Genomic DNA, 15,859 nt, shown 5'->3' on the forward strand with positions numbered 1-15,859 from the left:
GTGAACCGTGGACTTCGGTATATACGTCCGATCCTTTCGTATGCCGCACCCCTCGTCCGGCATTCCGCAAATACTTAAGTACAGTTACCGATGAGAGGAGTAATCACGGCAATGGACGGTGAACTCCCCCCGCATGCACAGGACATCGAGTCGGTACAGGCATCCCTCGCCACGTCGTATGAGGGGCTTTCCGACGGGGAGGCACGCCGGAGGCTGGACCTCTATGGCAAAAACGTCCTCGAAGAGGAGGAGATCAGCCGGTTTCGCATCTTTCTTCAGCAGTTCCGCAACTTTCTCATCTACATCCTCTTCGCCGCTGCCGTCATCTCGCTCTTCGCCGGGGACGTCAAGGATTTCGCCGTCATCATCGCGTTGATTCTGGTCAACGGCATCATCGGCTACTGGCAGGAACTGAAGGCGGAGACCTCGATCCGCGCCTTAAAAAAGCTCACCGAGAGCACCGCATCGGTGGTCCGGGACGGGCGGACGGTCGAAATTCCGTCCTCTGAGATCGCGGTCGGCGACGTCGTGCTTCTCGCCGAAGGGGATCTCGTCACCGCGGATATCCGGCTCTTCGAGAGCGTCGGCCTCGCTGCCGATGAGTCTGCGATGACCGGGGAGTCCATCCCGGTCTCCAAGGACCACGGGGCCGTCCTCGACCCCGATGCCCGGGCCTACGAGCTCGTCAACAGCCTCCTCTCCGGGACGACCGTCGTCCGGGGCTCCGGGAAAGGATTTGTCGTGCGCACGGGGCACGACACCTATCTCGCCAAGATCGCGCAGAGGGCACAGGAAACCTCCTCGGAAAGCCCGTTCACCCGGGCAATCGGCCACTTTTCGGTGCGCTACGCCGTCCTGATCATCGTCCTCCTCGTGCTCGTGGGCATGGTCGCCTTCCTGCAGGGGAGGGATCTCATCGGGATCGCGTACCTCATGGTGGCCGAGCTGGTCTCCGCGGTACCGGAAGGGCTGCCGCTGGTGGTCACGATGGTGATGGTGGTCGGTGCGCTGGCATTGAGCAGGAAACAGACCCTGACCCGGCACCTCCCCTCGGTGGAGACGCTCGGCAGCGCCACGGTGATTGCATCGGACAAGACCGGGACGATCACCGAAGGGCGGCTTGCCGTGCAGGATTCCTATGCCGTCGACCAACGGGCCCTCACCCTCGCCGCCGCCCTCTGCAACGATGCCGGCGAGGGGTCGGGCGACCCGATCGACGTCGCGCTCTCGCGGTGGGTGGACGGGTATGCCGGGGTCCGCAAGCGGCATCCCCGCACGTGGACGTTCCCCTTCGACACCGCGATGAAGCTGATGGCGACCGCGAACGAGGTGGACGGGGCGACCCGGTTCTTCATCAAGGGGGCGTTTGAGGAGCTGGCACGGCACGCCGGGAACCGGGACGACCTTGAGGACCTCAAGGTCCGCCTTGACGCCATGGCCGGCGGCGGGCTGCGGGTGCTGGCGTTCGGCGCGGGGGACTGGCGGGGCGAAGATCCCGATGCGTGGCGGTACGACATCGTCGGGCTCGTCGGCTTCATGGACCCCCCCAAGGACGGCGTCCGGGAATCGGTGCTCACCGCCCGCAGGGCGGGCATCCACGTGATGATGATCACTGGCGATTACCCCCTGACGGCACGGTCGGTCGCCGGGGAGGTGGCTATCTGGAGGAAGGGGGATTCGGTCCTGACCGGGAGCGATATCGCGTCCATGGACGACGAGGAGCTTGCGGCAGCATTGGAGAGGGCGACGGTTCTTGCCCGCGTGCTCCCCGAGCATAAGTACCGGGTGGTGCGGGTCCTGCAGGACCGCGGCGAGATCGTCGCGGTGAGCGGGGATGGCGTAAACGACGTCCCTGCCCTGAAGGCGGCGGACTTGGGGATTGCGATGGGGTCGGGGACCGAAGCGGCAAAGAGCGCCGCGAGGATGGTGATCCTCGACAACAACCTGCGGGTGATCGTCCACGCCATCAGGAACGGCCGGGTGATCGTCGACAACGTGCGCAAGGTGATCTACTACCTCCTCTCCACCGCCATCTCCGAGATCGTGCTCATCAGCACCGCGATCTTTGCCGGGCTCCCCCTCCCGCTCCTCCCCATCCAGATCCTCTGGATCAACCTGGTCACGGACGGCGTCCAGGACAAGACGTTTCCCTTCATTAAGGAGGAGGGAGACGTCATGAACCGTCCGCCCAAACCGCCCGCCCTGCAGTTCTTCGAACGCCGCCAGATCACGCGGATTTTGATCTTCGGGCTCGTGATGGGCGTGGCAAGTTTTCTGGTATTCGAACACCTCGTCGACCGGCTCCCCTACGAGAGTGCCAATGCGATCATCTTCACTGCGTTCGTGGTGTTCCAGTGGTGCAACGGCATCCAGGCGCAGAAAGAGCACGAACCGTTCTTCATGAACATCCGGCGCAGCCTGACGATCAACCCGCTCATCTACCTCAGCGTTCTCATCGGGCTCGCATTGCAGCTGGCCGCGATCTATGCGGTGCCCTCCTGGTTCAATGCCGTACCCCTCGCAGCGGAGCACTGGGCCTACGTCGCCCTCCTCTGCGTTGTGGCATTCGCCGTGGTGGAGACGATCAAGTGGGCGGAGTATCTGACCGAACGGGCGGCAGAGCCCGCGGATTAACCCGCGTTCTCTGGTCTTCAGGGGAACAGTGCCGGATGGGGCGCAAAGCGCAGGCGGGACGGCTCAGCGGATGAGGAAACGGAAAAAAAAGGCCCGCTGCGTTCCTCCGTCGCCCCGTCGGGGACCAACGCGTCCACGGACCCGCCGGTCATGGATGGGATGCGGCGTTCGCTCTTCATAAAAATTGCGAAAAATGTGTGGGGTTACATCGTTCGGAGATATCGTCTCTGAAGCAAAAAGCGCCCCCAACAGGACTCGAACCTGTGACATTCTGGTTAACAGCCAGACACTCTACCAACTGAGTTATGGAGGCATGCACCTGTGTGCCTTACAATGTCGGCGTGAGTGATAATTAAAGATTATGGATTGGGCCGATGGCGGCCGGGATTATGTGCCCTTTCCGTCCCGCATCTCCTCGAGAAGCGCAATCAGGGTATCGATCTCCTCGTTGAAGTGCGCAAGCATCTCATCGGCCGCCTCGGTCACCACCGCCCCCGAGGGGGATGCCCGGATGTAGCCCTGCGACTCGAGGACCTTGAGCGAATAGCGGATGCGGTGGGAGGGCTCGCCGGTCATCTCGGCGAGCTTCATGATGCCGATGGGCTGGTTTTCGGCGACCACCCGCACCACCTCGAGATGGCGGGCGACGAGTTCGACCTCTGACCTGAGTTTTTCGAGCATCGGGTATCCTCACTCCTCCGGTTCTGTGGCATCCGCATCCGCATTCGCATCCGCTGCCTTGGAAACGTCTCCTGCGGCCGCCGCTCCCGCGTTCTCCGCCGGTTTGTCGTCGGGAACGGAGGCGAGCCACGCCTTGTCGCGGCGGTAGGCGAAGACAAAATAGACCGCAAGGCCGATGGCGGCGAGGCCGAAGATGACGGCGACGGGGATGCGGTAGACGGGGATGATGCCCGCAATCGCGAGAATGGCGATGGCCGCGAAGAGGAAGACCCCGTTGAGGACCATCGTGAGTTTTGCGAACTTGAATTTCAGCGTCTGCCGGGATGCGTCGTCCATTATCCATACATGCGTGGGCAGGATAAAAGTACTTGTGGTTTCATGGGCAATGTTTAGGCATGCCTTCCCTTGACGAGGCGATGGAGGCGGCAGGAGCGGCCGCCTTCGTCATGTACGCCAACTCCGCTGATCCGAATTTCAGGTACCTGACGGGGTTTGTCACCGGCGACCCCATGTTCTATATCAAAAAGCGGGGGGAGGCAGGGACGCTCGTCGTCCCACAGATGGAGGCGGGCCGGGCGAAGGGTGAGGCGAACTGCCAGATTATCACCCGCGGCGAGGCCCGCTACTTCGAGTTCCTCGAGGAGGAGCAGGACGCACGGCGGGCCGCGGCCCGGATGGTGTACGAGCTTGCGGGCGGGGGCATCCTCGTCCCGGGGACGTTTCCGCTCGCCATCGCCCGTGCGTACGAAGCCTTTGCGGCGGTGACGCCGGAGTCCGGCATCCTCGATACGATGCGGGCGGTCAAGACCCCGCGGGAGCTGGACGCCATCCGGGCGGCGCAGGCGGTCACAAACGAGGTGATGGGATTTGCGGCGGGCATCATCAGGGATGCCGCCATCGCCCCCGGCGGTGAACTCATGTGGGACGGCGATCCCCTCACCTCCGAGGCCCTGCGCCGGGAGATGCACTGCCGGCTCCTTCGGCAGGGGTATGCGGCGCATGATACGATTATCTCCTGCGGGCCCGAGACGGCCCAGCCGCACAATACCGGGTCGGGGACGCTCCGTGAACACGAGCCCATCGTCATCGACGTCTTCCCGCGAAACGAGGCGACGGGGTACTATGCGGACATGAGCCGGACCTTCGTGCGGGGCGAACCGACCGAGGAGGTCGTCAGTCTCTACGAGGCGGTCCGCGACGGCCAGACCCTCGCCGAGGGGATGATTCGCCCCGGCATCACCGGCGCCGCGGTGCACGGGGCGGTCGTCGACCTCTTCACGGAGCGGGGCTTTGCGACCGGGACCGAGGGGTTCATCCACAGCCTCGGCCACGGCGTCGGCCTTGCGATACACGAAGACCCCTACCTCTCCCCCCGCGGGGATACGGAGCTCCTCCCCGGCCACGTGGTCACGGTCGAACCGGGCCTCTACTACACGGGTATCGGCGGGGTGCGGCTCGAGGATATGGGTGTTGTGACAAAAGACGGCTTTGAGGTCTTCACCGACTACGAACGAATACTGATACTGTGAATGTGATACCATGAACGACGACATACTGGAGAAATACATGGAGGCGGGCAGGATTGCCGCACGCCTCCGCGACGACGCGGCAGCGATGGTGGTGGTGGGTGCATCCCGCCTCGAGCTTGTGGAGACGATCGAACAGGGCATCCTTGATGCGGGAGCGGAGATTGCATTCCCGCTCAACATCTCGCTCAATGAAGACGCGGCCCATGACACCGCAGGGCCGGAGGACGACCTGCTCTTCGCCGAGGGCGACGTCGTCAAGGTGGACCTCGGGGTGCACGTCGACGGCTATGTCGCCGATACGGCGACGACGGTCGACCTCGGCGACAACGCCCTCCTTGTGGAGGCGTCCCGTGCGGCCCTCGAGGCGGCGATCGCCCTCGTTCGGCCCGGCGTCACCGCGGGCGACCTCGGGGCCGCCATCCAGCACGAGATCGAGTCGAGGGGCTTTCGGCCGGTCGCAAACCTTACCGGCCACGGGCTGTCGCAGTACCACCTCCACGGCGTCCCGACCATCCCGAACATCGGCATTGCCGGGGGAGCGCTCATCGAGGAGGGGATGGCCTTTGCGATTGAGCCCTTCGCCTCGACCGGCACCGGGTTCGTCCACGACCGGGCACGGGCGGTGATCTACAGCCAGATAGCGGCGAAAGGCGTGCGCCTTGCGTCCGCCAAGCGCGTCCTCAACCAGATCCGCGACCGCCGGAGCCTCCCCTTCTCCCGGCGCTGGATCACCGGTGACAAGGTGGATCTCGCCCTTGCGACCCTGAAGAAGAACGGGGTTGTCCGCGACTACCCCGTCCTGCGGGACGTCGACGGCTCGCTCGTCTCGCAGGCGGAACACACCGTGATCGTAACAGATGACGGCTGTATCGTGACAACCCGCAGCGTTTAACCGGCACGAATACCTTATTCGTGCCTGAGTGCGACAGTATATGTTACGCATGTCAGGCGATACCGAAGGAATGGTTCTTGATCTCATGGAGCTCCTGTTGACCGCCACGGTGGTCAACGAGCACCCGGATCTCGATATAAATGATCTGACCCCGGCATTCCGCCCGATTGCAGGGGCCTCCGGGTCGGAGGGGGAATTTAAACGGCCGGTTGCGATCAGCGAGGGTCTCCTTGCCCGGGTGGCGGGCATCGAGCATGCCTACTCGCACCTCCGGAAGAATCCCTTCGTCGAATACGATGATTTCGGGCAGCGTCTCTCGATTACGGCCGTCGATGCGGCCTTTGCGTGGTTCCTGAAGAAGGGCGGGGAGGAGCGCGCAGCCAAAAACCCCGTTCTTGCCTACTACTCCGAGAAGGTGCTGGGCAAAGACACCCTCTCCTACGCGGCGGCACGGGAGGCAAACCCCCGGTACGAGGACACGCTTGCGTACATGGAGGCACGCATCGCCCCCGTCATTGAGGAGAACGAGGAGATGAGAAACGCCCGCGACCTCCTCATCATCTATGCCCCCGAGGAGATCGAGTTCTCTTTGGGCGACCTCGTCTGCACCGAGTCGCAGGTGGACACGATACGAAAGATCGACGTGGCGCTCAAGAACCGGGACTTTTTAAAGGACCGGAAGGTCTACGAGTTCGGCAAGCTCCTCTTCGTCGGGCCGCCGGGTACCGGCAAGACCTCCCTTGCGCTTGCGATGTCCAGAAAGCTCCACATGCCGCTTCTCGAGGTCCGCCTTGCGATGATCACCTCGCAGTACCTGGGCGAGACCTCGAAGAACATCGACCGCATCTTCGAGCTTGCCCGGCGTCTTGCGCCCTGCATCCTCTTCATCGACGAGTTCGACTTCGTCGCGAAATCACGGCTGACCGAGGACAACTCCGCGATGAAGCGGGCGGTGAACATGCTCCTCAAAAACATCGACATGGTCAGCTTTGTTCGAAACGGCGTGCTCCTCATCGGTGCGACGAACCACCCGGCGCTTCTCGACGAGGCGGCATGGCGGCGGTTCGACGACGTGGTGGAGTTCCCGCTCCCCGACCATGGGATGCGCCGCGACATTTTAAAGGCGGTCACCTCCCTCATCGAGTGCGACTGCGACTTTGATGCGATCGCGGCCCAGACGGAGGGCTTTTCCGGGGCGGACCTGCGGATGATGGTGAAAGAGGCGATCATCTCCGCCCTCATGAAGGGCGAGTACCACATCGACAGCGACGACATCGAGACCGGGATGCGGATCATCAAGGGCCGCCACTTCATCCGGGAGAACGTTTGAGCCGTCCGCGGGCGGCGGTGGGGGGGCCATGATGCGGGTGCGGCTGTTGGGGACCGGGGATACGGCGGGAACGCCGAAGGTGGGGTGCACCTGCCCGGTCTGCACCCGAGCGGCACAGGTTGGCATGGAGCGCCTGCGCACCTCGATTCTCATCACCCGCGGGGAGGAGAACATTCTCATCGACACCTCCCCGGATCTTAGGGCCCAGCTCATCGCGGCGGGGGCCCCGCACATCGACGCCGTCATCTGGACCCACGGCCACTACGACCATTTTTCAGGATTCAACGACTTCTACCGCGTCCAGAAGTTTCCGCCCGTCTACGGCGCCCCGCCGGTGTTGGACTACCTCGGCGGGGTCTATGACTACATCCGCCTCGACGCCCACCCGCAGTCGCCCTACGAGCCGTTCGAGCTTGCGGGGATCACGTTTACGCTCGGGGTGGTGACGCACCCGGACGACTACACCTGCGGGGTCGTCTGGGAGGCGGACGGGGTGAAGGTCGGCTACACCGCGGATACGAACAAATACCTCCCCGAGAGGACGAAGGAGCTCCTCTCGGGGTGCGACCTCCTCTTTCTGGACGGTCTCTTCCCGCCGGACGTCTCCCACCACAAGCACATGAACTATGACGAGGCCGTCGCGATGGCAGGGGAGCTTGCGGCAAAGGACTTCCGGGTGGTGCACATGTCGCACCGCATCGGCTGGGACTGGGCCCACATCGGCCTCGACGGCGAGACCTTCGTCCTCGGCGAGTGAGAGGGAGGCTTTTTCTCTGTCCGCGGGCGGCGGGGCTGCCTGTGGTACGGGGCCGTGCCTGCCGGCCCGTCCGGGAACGGTATTTTTTTCACACCCCCCCCGATTTGGGACAAAGATTGATAATCGATGATGGTCACCTAACAGTCGGGAGCAGGTGCTCTTCTGCGGCCCGGTCCGGAACCGGGGCGCCGTATCCCCGAGGGGGGGTGGAGGTATGAAGATGGTTGGAGAACTGACAATCAAGCGGGAACTGATGGCCGACCTTCTCCGGCGGACCATGAATCCCGAGGAGGAGGTGCGGGAGGCCGCCATCGAGGCGCTCGCCGTCGTAACGGAGGATGAGGACTGGCGGCCGAACGAACTGGTCCGCCAGAACGGGGTCGCGATCGTCATGGACCTTCTGGGGGAGGAGAACCCGCACATCGTCGCATCGGCGGTGCAGGTCCTGATGGCGACGGCAGCGGCGGGGGAGGACGAGGCGGTCCTTTCGGGGGGGGCGATCGCCTGCCTCGACGCGATGCGGGACCACGACGACCCGCTGGTCCGCGAGACGGTGCGAAAGGCGCTCTGGCTCCTCGAACCCGAGGTGGAGGAGGCGGTCGTCACCAAGCCGCAGGACGAGTACTGACGAGGAAAGGTATTATGAGGAGTGAGGAGGAGTAGTGACCATTATGAAAGGCCGACGACTGCAACTGATCAAATACCCGAACCTCTCCCAGGGGAGGCCCAACATGAGCCCGGCGGAGAAGCGCCACCTGGAGACCGACAAACACCACCCCTTCCACCGGCGTTACCCCCGTATCCCGCACACGGCGTGGCCCAAACCGCCGTTTCCCGAGGACCACGACCCCCACAGCCACATCCACGGGGACGAGCTGGGGTGGCATACGAACCAGCCGGGGCCGATCAAGGACGAACCGACGATCACCCCGAAGGGGCGAAAGCCGGGCAAGTGGTACACGTATAAGAAGCGAAACGACCGCCTGATCGAGTGAAGGGGTCTGGCGGTCGTCCGCGGCCCCATCACCATCGTTTTTTTTTATCCATTTTTCGTCCCTGCCGGCGTGGGCTCTTTTGGCGGGCGGGTTCCCTGCCGCTCTTTTTTCCCGCAACCTATTAGTGGCCCCCTGCCGATTCTCATCAGAGAACCCATGCCATCCCGTCACCCCGTCAACATGGAATCGATCGCCTACGAGGCGATGCGTACCTACGGCTTCGCCCCGCACTTTCCCCGCTCCGTCATCCGTGAGGTGGAGGCGCTTGCCGGCGGGGGCCTTCCCCACGGCGGAAAGACCGGCATCGTCGACCTGCGGGGGCTTCTCTGGTCCTCCATCGACAATTTTGACTCGGAGGACCTCGATCAGATCGAGGTCTGCGAGGCGGGGAAGGAGGACGGGGCGATCCGCATCCGCGTCGCGATCGCGGACGTGGATTATTATGTCCCGAAGGGCTCCGCCGCCGACCGCTACGCCGCCCACAACGGCACCTCGGTCTACACCGGCATCCTCACCTTTCCGATGCTCCCCGACCACCTCTCGAAGGACATCTCGTCGCTTCTCCCCGGCGGCGACCGGCTCGCGATTGTGCTCGACTACACGGTGCTCCCCGACGGGAGCACACAACCGGGCGGGGTGTACCGGGCGCTCGTGCGCAACAAGGCGAAGCTCGTCTACGAGGTGATCGGCGCCTGGCTCGAGGGGGAGACGGGGGTGCCCGAGTCGGTGGCGGCGGTCGACGGGCTCGAGGCGCAGCTGCGCCTCTCGTATGAGGCGACGCAGCGGCTCAAGGAGCGGCGGGCACGGCAGGGGGCGCTTGCGCTGCAGACGCTGGAGGCCCGCCCGGTGGTGGACGCGGGCATCGTGCGCGACCTCGTGGTGCAGGAGCAGACCGCCGCCCACTGCCTGATTGAGGAGTTCATGGTCGCGGCGAACGAGACGATGGTCGACTACCTGACGAAGGCGCAGGTCCCGATGATCCAGCGCATCGTCCGGGTGCCGAAGTACTGGGACGAGATCGTCGCGAAGGCGGCGGAGTACGGGGAGTATCTCCCGCCCCGTCCGGACGCAAAGGCCCTTGCGATCTTTCTGTTGCGGCGGCGGGAGGCGGACCCGGAGCGCTTCCCGGATTTGTCGCTCGCGGTGGTGAAGATGATGGGGTACGGGGAGTACGTGACGCTTCGGCCCGGGCGGGCGCCGGTGGGGCATTTTGCGCTTGCCGTGACCGACTACACCCACTCCACCGCCCCGAACCGGCGGTACGTGGATTTGATCATCCAGAGGATCATCAAGGCGGTGCTTGCGGGGGAGGAGGTCCCCTATGCCCTCTGGGAGCTCGACGAGCACGCCGAGTGGCTCACCGACCGGGATCTTACGGCAAAGAAGGTGGAGCGCTTCGTCCACAAGGCGGCGGCCGCGGTGCTCCTGCAGGATAGAATCGGCGAGGAGTTTACGGGGCTCGTGACCGGCGCCTCGGAGAAGGGGACGTACGTGCGGCTCACCGGGATGCCCGCCGAAGGACGGGTGATGGAGGGCGGCGAGGGGCTGCACGTCGGCCAGAGGGTGAAAGTTAGGCTCATCGCGACGGACCCCGAGAAGGCGTGGATCGATTTTGCGTTTGTGGAGCGGGTGAAGGAGGAGGGGGAAAGGTAGGCATCCCGAAGTATTCGGGCGCAGAACTGCGCTGCGGGATGCATTTCTTTTCTCTAGGAGCTCACTCTCACTCTTTCATTGTCATCGGTCAGGGCAGGATGGAATTCAGACGATAATTTCGACCTGCTCGGCATGTTCACCGTACATTGCATCGTCTTCGATTGGTTCGAGGTAGAGGGTGATTGCCTCCCTGATATTGTGGAGTGCCGCATCCCGGCTCTCCCCTTCACTGATGCAACCGGGAAGTCCCGGCACAGACACGGTAAATCCTCCCTCATCACTGGGTTCGAGAACGACACGTAGTTTCATGCTCTTATTTTCCTGTTTGATTGGTTAGATTCGTTGCGGTGAACACATCAAAGTGATGAGTCGGGATATTGCCGTCTCATCCGTTCTCATGGAAACAAAGAGTAGCGAAAGATCAAGGGATAAATTCCACGAAGTCGCGCTCCGCCTCGATGGCGGTCATCTCTTCCAGGAAGCGGCCCTTCGTCCGTGATCGGTCTTCCGAAGACTCCTTGGCATCTAAGGGTTCGAGATGGAGGCTGATGGCTTCTGCGATATTCCTCTTTGCTTCTTCTCCTTCACGCTTCACACCAGATCACCTCTCTGAGGGTGTACGGGCGAACGTACGGGTCGATGCCGCCGGTGGTGACCACGTCCATCTTGCGTCCGAAGAGGTCTTCGAGGTAGAGGGTGAGGTCCATGAAGTTCCGGAAGGTAGACTGTCCCCGGTCAAACTCGACGAGGATATCGATATCGCTTGCAGGGGTCTCCTCGCCGCGGGCGACGGAGCCGAAGATGCCGATCCGTTTGACTCCGAAGGATTCCCTGATCACGCTAAGATGATCCTCCAGGCGCCTGAGGGCCTCTCCTCCCCGGCCAGAACGGATGATGGTGCTCACTGCTATCGATACAATCTGTGAGATGGCGGCATAAAAAATGTCCCTCGGTGCCGTGGGGGATGCGGGATATTGCCTCGTTGTTCGATTATCGTCGGCCTTCGTGGGGTGAGATTATCCAATAGTAATGGACAAATCCTTTCATTAGTATTGGATAAAAGTGTCCAATAGTAATGGACAGTCATGTCCTCCGTCGGCGGGTGAGGAATATTTGCCGTCATATATGCGAAAGGAAGTGTCCCGATTCCATCGGTAGGATTTCATCAGGAGAGTCTTTCGCACAGGAATTGGGGCACCGGTTGGCGTTGACCTGGCTATTTCAGCAGTTCCACATATTCATCCGGGGTCAGTTCGGCTTCCCGGAGTATTGCTTTCAGGGTTCCACGTGAGATCTCGTGGTGATTGGGGACCGTTAACGGTCGTTTTGTCGGGTGGCGAAGATGGATATGACTTCCCTTCTGGTCGTGCACGTAGTATCCGTCTTTTGCCAGCGTCTTTATCAGCTGATTTCCGGATACGACTGGAAGCTTCGGGCTCATACATCCACGGCCACGAAGGTCTCCGTCATGCCATTTTCAGGCCGTAACGGGATCCCTTCTTCGGCAAGGGATTTGAGATGAAGTTCGATCGCCTCGGCAATGTTCTTCTTTGCTTCTTCTTCCGTCCTCCCTTGTGAGATACATCCAGGAAGGGAGGGGACGGTTGCCGTAAACCATCCGTCCTCGTCTTTTTCAAGGAATATTTTAAACCGGATCATGATCGTTTTTGGTCCCCGTTTGATTACTCATCTCTTATCGAGTAATGCTATTTCATTGTATGCTGAAAGGAAAATGATGCATCGGGGTGATGAACGGGTGTATTGGTGAGTCACCAGTGCGACCGATGCGGTCATCCGTCCAGCAGGAAAAGAGGTGGATGATGGGGAACGACCACAGGTATGATGAACCGGCCCCTCGTTGTTCGAAGCGGTACGACGGGGGGTGGTCTGCGATGGTCATCCCGCTTTTTCTCTACTCGATGTACCCTTCCTTCCAGAGGGTGACGACGACGTCCATCTGGCCGCTGTGGGCGACGCCCGCGTTCACGTGGCGCCAGAGGACCATCGGTGTCGGGACGTACCGGTGGCCCGGCGAGGACGCCGGCGCCCGCCCCTTCTCCCTCGTCCGCCGCTTCTCCTCCGCCTCACGCAGGTACATCAGCCCGTCGAGGGCGTACTGCTTGTTCAAAATGGACATGCAGTAGTTCCCCGCAGGCACGCCCTCCACGAGGCCCTCCTCGCAGAGCCCCAGAAACGCACACCGGGGCCCGGTCTTTGCCGCTGTACTCTTCGAGCAGCAGGTCTCCCCCGCCGCCCGGTCCCAGGCAGCCGGAGGGTCGGGACACTCGCCGGTTCGGATGAGCTCCACGGCCCTGACGGCCGACTCTCCATAGACTCCCATGCGGTGGGAGTGGGCGGGGGGAGGGATAAAGGTTTGGGGGGTGGTTCCGGATAGGGAAAAAAGGGGTTTCCGGATTGGAAACAAATTGTTTCCGGATTGTGAACATCAGCTGAATCTTGTTGTGAATGCAAGGAGGAACGCTGGTATCGAGGCAGTGTGTTAGGGGGGTGATCTGTTGAGCCGATTGAGCATCGCGAGTTGAGGGTTGTATTTGGTTATTCAATTCCAAGAGCCGCGTCGATGCTCTGTTTCAGCTTGGTGTGGTGCACCGGCTTGCAGATATCCTTGATGCGGGAGAGGGCGACGGATTTCTGCTCGCCGAACCGCTCCTCGATGGTCGGGGTCGAAAGGACGTAGAACTCCCATTGGGAGATGTCGAGGACGTCGGCCGCCTCCGCGTCCGTTGCGGCGAAGAGGCAGAAGACGTAGCAGTCGGCGCAGCGGCAGGGGTAGTCGGGGTTAAACGAATTGGTGGCAGGGTCCCAGCGATTCTTCAAGGCAATATCAAATTTGATATTCGAGTTCTGTTTCTGGTGCCAGCTCTGCAGATACGCGGAGGACTTCACCTCGATACCCCTTCCCCGGTATTCGAAGTCCTGCCGGTCCCACTCGACCCGCGGGGTGTCCACGACCCCGAGGGCGGCCCCCACGAGGTATTCAGCAAAGATGGAGCGGGTGGTGTTCGTGAGGACCTCGGAGTAGGCCCACGACCAGAAGTCGCCGAGGGTGTGACCATCTAGATTTGGGATTTTATGGTCCGGAGGGAGACGTGGGGTTGGCATGGGGATCACCTTTGATGATGAGAATATTGTGTTGAATAAAATAAGGGTGTGGATGTCCGCTGGGTGTGAGGGAAAAATGGGTTGTGAATTACTCGGATTTGTCCGAATTTGTTTCTTGAAAAATATTTTTGCCGGTGATTGTTTCTGAAAACGGGTTTTGCAGGTGGTGCTGGTAATTGTCCTGCGCTTCCTTAGGAGACCTGTTCGCGTAACAGTAGAGGCACATATTGGTGCAGGTACTGTATTGGCCAATATCCTTGCTCCATATGCAGTTGCAGGCCTTACGCTGACCCTTGTCCTTTTTGTTATGCTTGCCCAGAAATCCGACCAGGCGTGCGTCATTGGGAAAGAGCCGGTGTAACAAGTCTCCGTCGATACAACTATTATGACGGATCCCGAACCGTTCGAGGTCGACCTCTTCGCCGCAGGTCGCACATTCGAGGCCCCATTTCGAATTCATCTCGGCGATCTTCTCTGCGAAGAGTTCCATTTCACTGGTTGAGGGTTCACGCACGCTCGTCATCCCAAGGTTTTTTTGGACTTTTTTATACCCGGCAATGTCGATGAAACTAAAGACGAGTTTTTGTGTGTAGGGATGGACCCTGTTCCCGATCCACTCAATTCGGGTCAGGATATCATCGATTGAGAGTTTATCTGAAAGGATTATGGGGTCAAACCTCCAGATGACCCGTTCCTTTCCGATTTTTTTGGACAACGCCACAAAATTATTGGTCCTCTCATCTAATGTAGGAAGGTTCGGTTCTAGACCTTCGTTTTCGTAATCGTTTATCGTATATTGGACATAGTAGTGGATCGCCCGTTCATCGATCTCTCCCAGGTATGGTATGAGCGGTCCGGCATTCTTCGTCCAAAAGACGATGGCACGGCATTTATCAAATGAGATATACGATGGACGTCGGTTGAAGGGGTTCACCCATACGAGGTATCCACTCTTCATCCGCTCGACGAACCATTCCGCGTAGCAGGCAGGGATGTCAGTGGACCTGCTTGCAGAGATGATCACCGGGGCCAGGGCGTCGACGATCTCACCAGCATCTGTCTGGATTTTTACTTTTTCCCATGAAACCATTGGTCACCCGTCCTTATGTCCTCATTGCGATGAACGAAAAATAGTTGGTATACCGGCGGTCCCTGTTGATTTTTCCAGTGAAGAACAAACGAATTTCATCTGGTTTTTTAAAATTTGGCTGGTACGTCTTCTTCTCGGATATCTGTTGAAGAATTGTACCGGTGCCTGATTCTCTGATAAATTCTTCGAACTTGTTGAGAAATAATTTTGTTTGAGGGTAATACATCTCGACGATAATGAGGATTCCGCCCGGGCGAAGTGCCATAAATATGCTTTTTAAGAGCTCCAGTACATCCTCTGTCTTCTCCGAGAACTGGATGAGGTCACGCATGCAGTTCTGAAAGATATGAAGGTTTGAGGTCCGGATCTCTGGATATTTTGCGATGATTCCTGCATTTCTGAGAGTGAGAATATTCAGGTGTCTTGAATTGGTGGTAATATTGAGACTTTCATTCCCATAGTAGTGCGGGCTTATAGACCGGATACATTCATCCCGTGTCTCGTCCCATTGGCTCTTTTCGAAGAAGGATACCGAGATGTGACGATAATTTTTCTGTTTTTCTGATATGAATTTCAACGTCCCCATGTACTCAGGGGCTGGGCCACAGCAATAAAAACAGATGCCTAGGTGATGTGAAGATGAATTTGAGAGATAATTGGGGGAAATTAGGAGCATCTCACGGTAGATGGTCTCGATGTAATAGGGGTAGTAGTACAGCAAATATGCATGTTGTAGGTGTGCATCGTTGTATTGGCCGCTAATCTGGAGACTACTCTGATTGAACCCCGAGATGAGGTCTTTGAGGGGAGCGGTGTATGCCTCCATGAGTTCGCTCACGTCCGAAAAATTGCCGTTCTCACAGAGGAGATGTGTTATGTGGTGGTAAGGGTCGTGGGGAGGGAAATCAGATCCAAGAACTGTCTCACTCTGGAGGTCAGCAATAATGGCGCAGACTTCATCGGCCTCACTGAATCGACCCATTTTCCTGAGGCATTTCTCTTTCTCGATATAGGCGAGGGGATAGAACTGGTCTATCTCAATGGCAGAATCGAATGCGTTGAGCGCCTTCTCGTAGTTGTCGAGTCTAAGATATGAGGCCCCGTCATTCATCCACCCCTGAAGGGTCTCTGTATTCTCCGCAATCTCCATTTATCTATTAGCTCCTATTTCACGA

The 15,859-nt window shown here is 59.9% G+C and carries 20 protein-coding genes and 1 tRNA gene; 8 read left to right on the forward strand and 13 right to left on the reverse strand.

What is annotated here, in order from left to right:
- Positions 1–111: 111 nt before the first annotated feature.
- The gene (locus AZH53_RS09820; RefSeq protein ID WP_319643341.1) at positions 112–2,634 is read left to right on the forward strand and encodes a cation-translocating P-type ATPase; all 2,523 of its coding nucleotides are present in this window, start codon (positions 112–114) and stop codon (positions 2,632–2,634) included.
- Positions 2,635–2,651: 17 nt separating this feature from the next.
- Here AZH53_RS09820 and AZH53_RS09825 read toward each other — a convergent pair whose 3' ends face one another.
- The 4 genes from AZH53_RS09825 to AZH53_RS09840 form a co-directional block, all read right to left on the reverse strand.
- Positions 2,652–2,813 (reverse strand): hypothetical protein, encoded by a 162-nt coding sequence (locus tag AZH53_RS09825; RefSeq protein WP_319643342.1) that lies wholly within the window; start codon positions 2,811–2,813, stop codon positions 2,652–2,654.
- A gap of 61 nt (positions 2,814–2,874) precedes the next feature.
- Positions 2,875–2,947 (reverse strand) — tRNA-Asn (locus AZH53_RS09830).
- 74 nt (positions 2,948–3,021) lie between these two features.
- Positions 3,022–3,315: a hypothetical protein gene (locus AZH53_RS09835; RefSeq protein WP_319643343.1), complete on the reverse strand. Its 294-nt coding sequence runs from the start codon at positions 3,313–3,315 to the stop codon at positions 3,022–3,024.
- A 9-nt stretch (positions 3,316–3,324) separates the two neighbouring features.
- Positions 3,325–3,651 (reverse strand): hypothetical protein, encoded by a 327-nt coding sequence (locus tag AZH53_RS09840; protein WP_319643344.1) that lies wholly within the window; start codon positions 3,649–3,651, stop codon positions 3,325–3,327.
- Positions 3,652–3,710: 59 nt separating this feature from the next.
- Here AZH53_RS09840 and AZH53_RS09845 point away from each other — a divergent pair, with 59 nt between their 5' ends.
- The 7 genes from AZH53_RS09845 to AZH53_RS09875 all read left to right on the forward strand — a co-directional run bounded on the left by AZH53_RS09845 (position 3,711) and on the right by AZH53_RS09875 (position 10,471).
- Entirely contained in the window at positions 3,711–4,844 is a 1,134-nt protein-coding gene (locus AZH53_RS09845) for a Xaa-Pro peptidase family protein (protein WP_319643345.1), read from the forward strand.
- A 10-nt stretch (positions 4,845–4,854) separates the two neighbouring features.
- The gene (gene map / locus AZH53_RS09850; protein ID WP_319643346.1) at positions 4,855–5,736 is read left to right on the forward strand and encodes a type II methionyl aminopeptidase; all 882 of its coding nucleotides are present in this window, start codon (positions 4,855–4,857) and stop codon (positions 5,734–5,736) included.
- 49 nt (positions 5,737–5,785) lie between these two features.
- Entirely contained in the window at positions 5,786–7,066 is a 1,281-nt protein-coding gene (locus tag AZH53_RS09855) for an ATP-binding protein (protein ID WP_319643347.1), read from the forward strand.
- A gap of 28 nt (positions 7,067–7,094) precedes the next feature.
- Positions 7,095–7,823 (forward strand): MBL fold metallo-hydrolase, encoded by a 729-nt coding sequence (locus AZH53_RS09860; RefSeq protein ID WP_319643348.1) that lies wholly within the window; start codon positions 7,095–7,097, stop codon positions 7,821–7,823.
- Positions 7,824–8,037: 214 nt separating this feature from the next.
- The gene (locus AZH53_RS09865; RefSeq protein ID WP_319643349.1) at positions 8,038–8,451 is read left to right on the forward strand and encodes a hypothetical protein; all 414 of its coding nucleotides are present in this window, start codon (positions 8,038–8,040) and stop codon (positions 8,449–8,451) included.
- Between the two features lie 43 nt (positions 8,452–8,494).
- Positions 8,495–8,818, forward strand: coding sequence for a hypothetical protein (locus AZH53_RS09870; protein ID WP_319643350.1), 324 nt, complete (start codon positions 8,495–8,497; stop codon positions 8,816–8,818).
- Between the two features lie 156 nt (positions 8,819–8,974).
- Positions 8,975–10,471, forward strand: a complete 1,497-nt coding sequence (locus AZH53_RS09875; RefSeq protein WP_319643351.1) for an RNB domain-containing ribonuclease — start codon at positions 8,975–8,977, stop codon at positions 10,469–10,471.
- Between the two features lie 105 nt (positions 10,472–10,576).
- Here AZH53_RS09875 and AZH53_RS09880 read toward each other — a convergent pair whose 3' ends face one another.
- The 9 genes from AZH53_RS09880 to AZH53_RS09920 all read right to left on the reverse strand — a co-directional run bounded on the left by AZH53_RS09880 (position 10,577) and on the right by AZH53_RS09920 (position 15,834).
- On the reverse strand, positions 10,577–10,780 hold the full coding sequence (locus AZH53_RS09880; RefSeq protein WP_319643352.1) for a type II toxin-antitoxin system HicB family antitoxin: 204 nt from the start codon (positions 10,778–10,780) through the stop codon (positions 10,577–10,579).
- A gap of 112 nt (positions 10,781–10,892) precedes the next feature.
- A complete protein-coding gene (locus AZH53_RS09885) occupies positions 10,893–11,066 on the reverse strand; it encodes a hypothetical protein (RefSeq protein WP_319643353.1) in 174 nt (57 codons plus the stop codon).
- A complete protein-coding gene (locus AZH53_RS09890; protein WP_319643354.1) occupies positions 11,056–11,376 on the reverse strand; it encodes a nucleotidyltransferase family protein in 321 nt (106 codons plus the stop codon). Before AZH53_RS09890 ends, AZH53_RS09885 begins: the two co-directional genes overlap by 11 nt.
- Before the next feature lie 311 nt (positions 11,377–11,687).
- Positions 11,688–11,912: a type II toxin-antitoxin system HicA family toxin gene (locus tag AZH53_RS09895; protein WP_319643355.1), complete on the reverse strand. Its 225-nt coding sequence runs from the start codon at positions 11,910–11,912 to the stop codon at positions 11,688–11,690.
- Positions 11,909–12,130, reverse strand: a complete 222-nt coding sequence (locus tag AZH53_RS09900; RefSeq protein ID WP_319643356.1) for a type II toxin-antitoxin system HicB family antitoxin — start codon at positions 12,128–12,130, stop codon at positions 11,909–11,911. The genes AZH53_RS09895 and AZH53_RS09900 overlap by 4 nt, the downstream gene beginning before the upstream one ends.
- A gap of 253 nt (positions 12,131–12,383) precedes the next feature.
- The gene (locus tag AZH53_RS09905; RefSeq protein WP_319643357.1) at positions 12,384–12,812 is read right to left on the reverse strand and encodes a DUF6979 family protein; all 429 of its coding nucleotides are present in this window, start codon (positions 12,810–12,812) and stop codon (positions 12,384–12,386) included.
- Positions 12,813–13,027: 215 nt separating this feature from the next.
- Positions 13,028–13,594 (reverse strand): hypothetical protein, encoded by a 567-nt coding sequence (locus AZH53_RS09910; RefSeq protein WP_319643358.1) that lies wholly within the window; start codon positions 13,592–13,594, stop codon positions 13,028–13,030.
- An 88-nt stretch (positions 13,595–13,682) separates the two neighbouring features.
- Positions 13,683–14,684 carry a DUF1848 domain-containing protein gene (locus AZH53_RS09915; protein WP_319643359.1) on the reverse strand — a complete coding sequence of 334 codons (1,002 nt, stop codon included), beginning with the start codon at positions 14,682–14,684 and terminating at the stop codon, positions 13,683–13,685.
- A 13-nt stretch (positions 14,685–14,697) separates the two neighbouring features.
- Complete coding sequence (locus tag AZH53_RS09920; RefSeq protein WP_319643360.1) at positions 14,698–15,834, reverse strand: hypothetical protein; 1,137 nt, start codon at positions 15,832–15,834, stop codon at positions 14,698–14,700.
- Positions 15,835–15,859 lie beyond the last annotated feature (25 nt).

Origin of the sequence: Methanovulcanius yangii (assembly GCF_018687785.1) — an archaeon.
Lineage (GTDB): Archaea > Halobacteriota > Methanomicrobia > Methanomicrobiales > Methanomicrobiaceae > Methanovulcanius > Methanovulcanius yangii.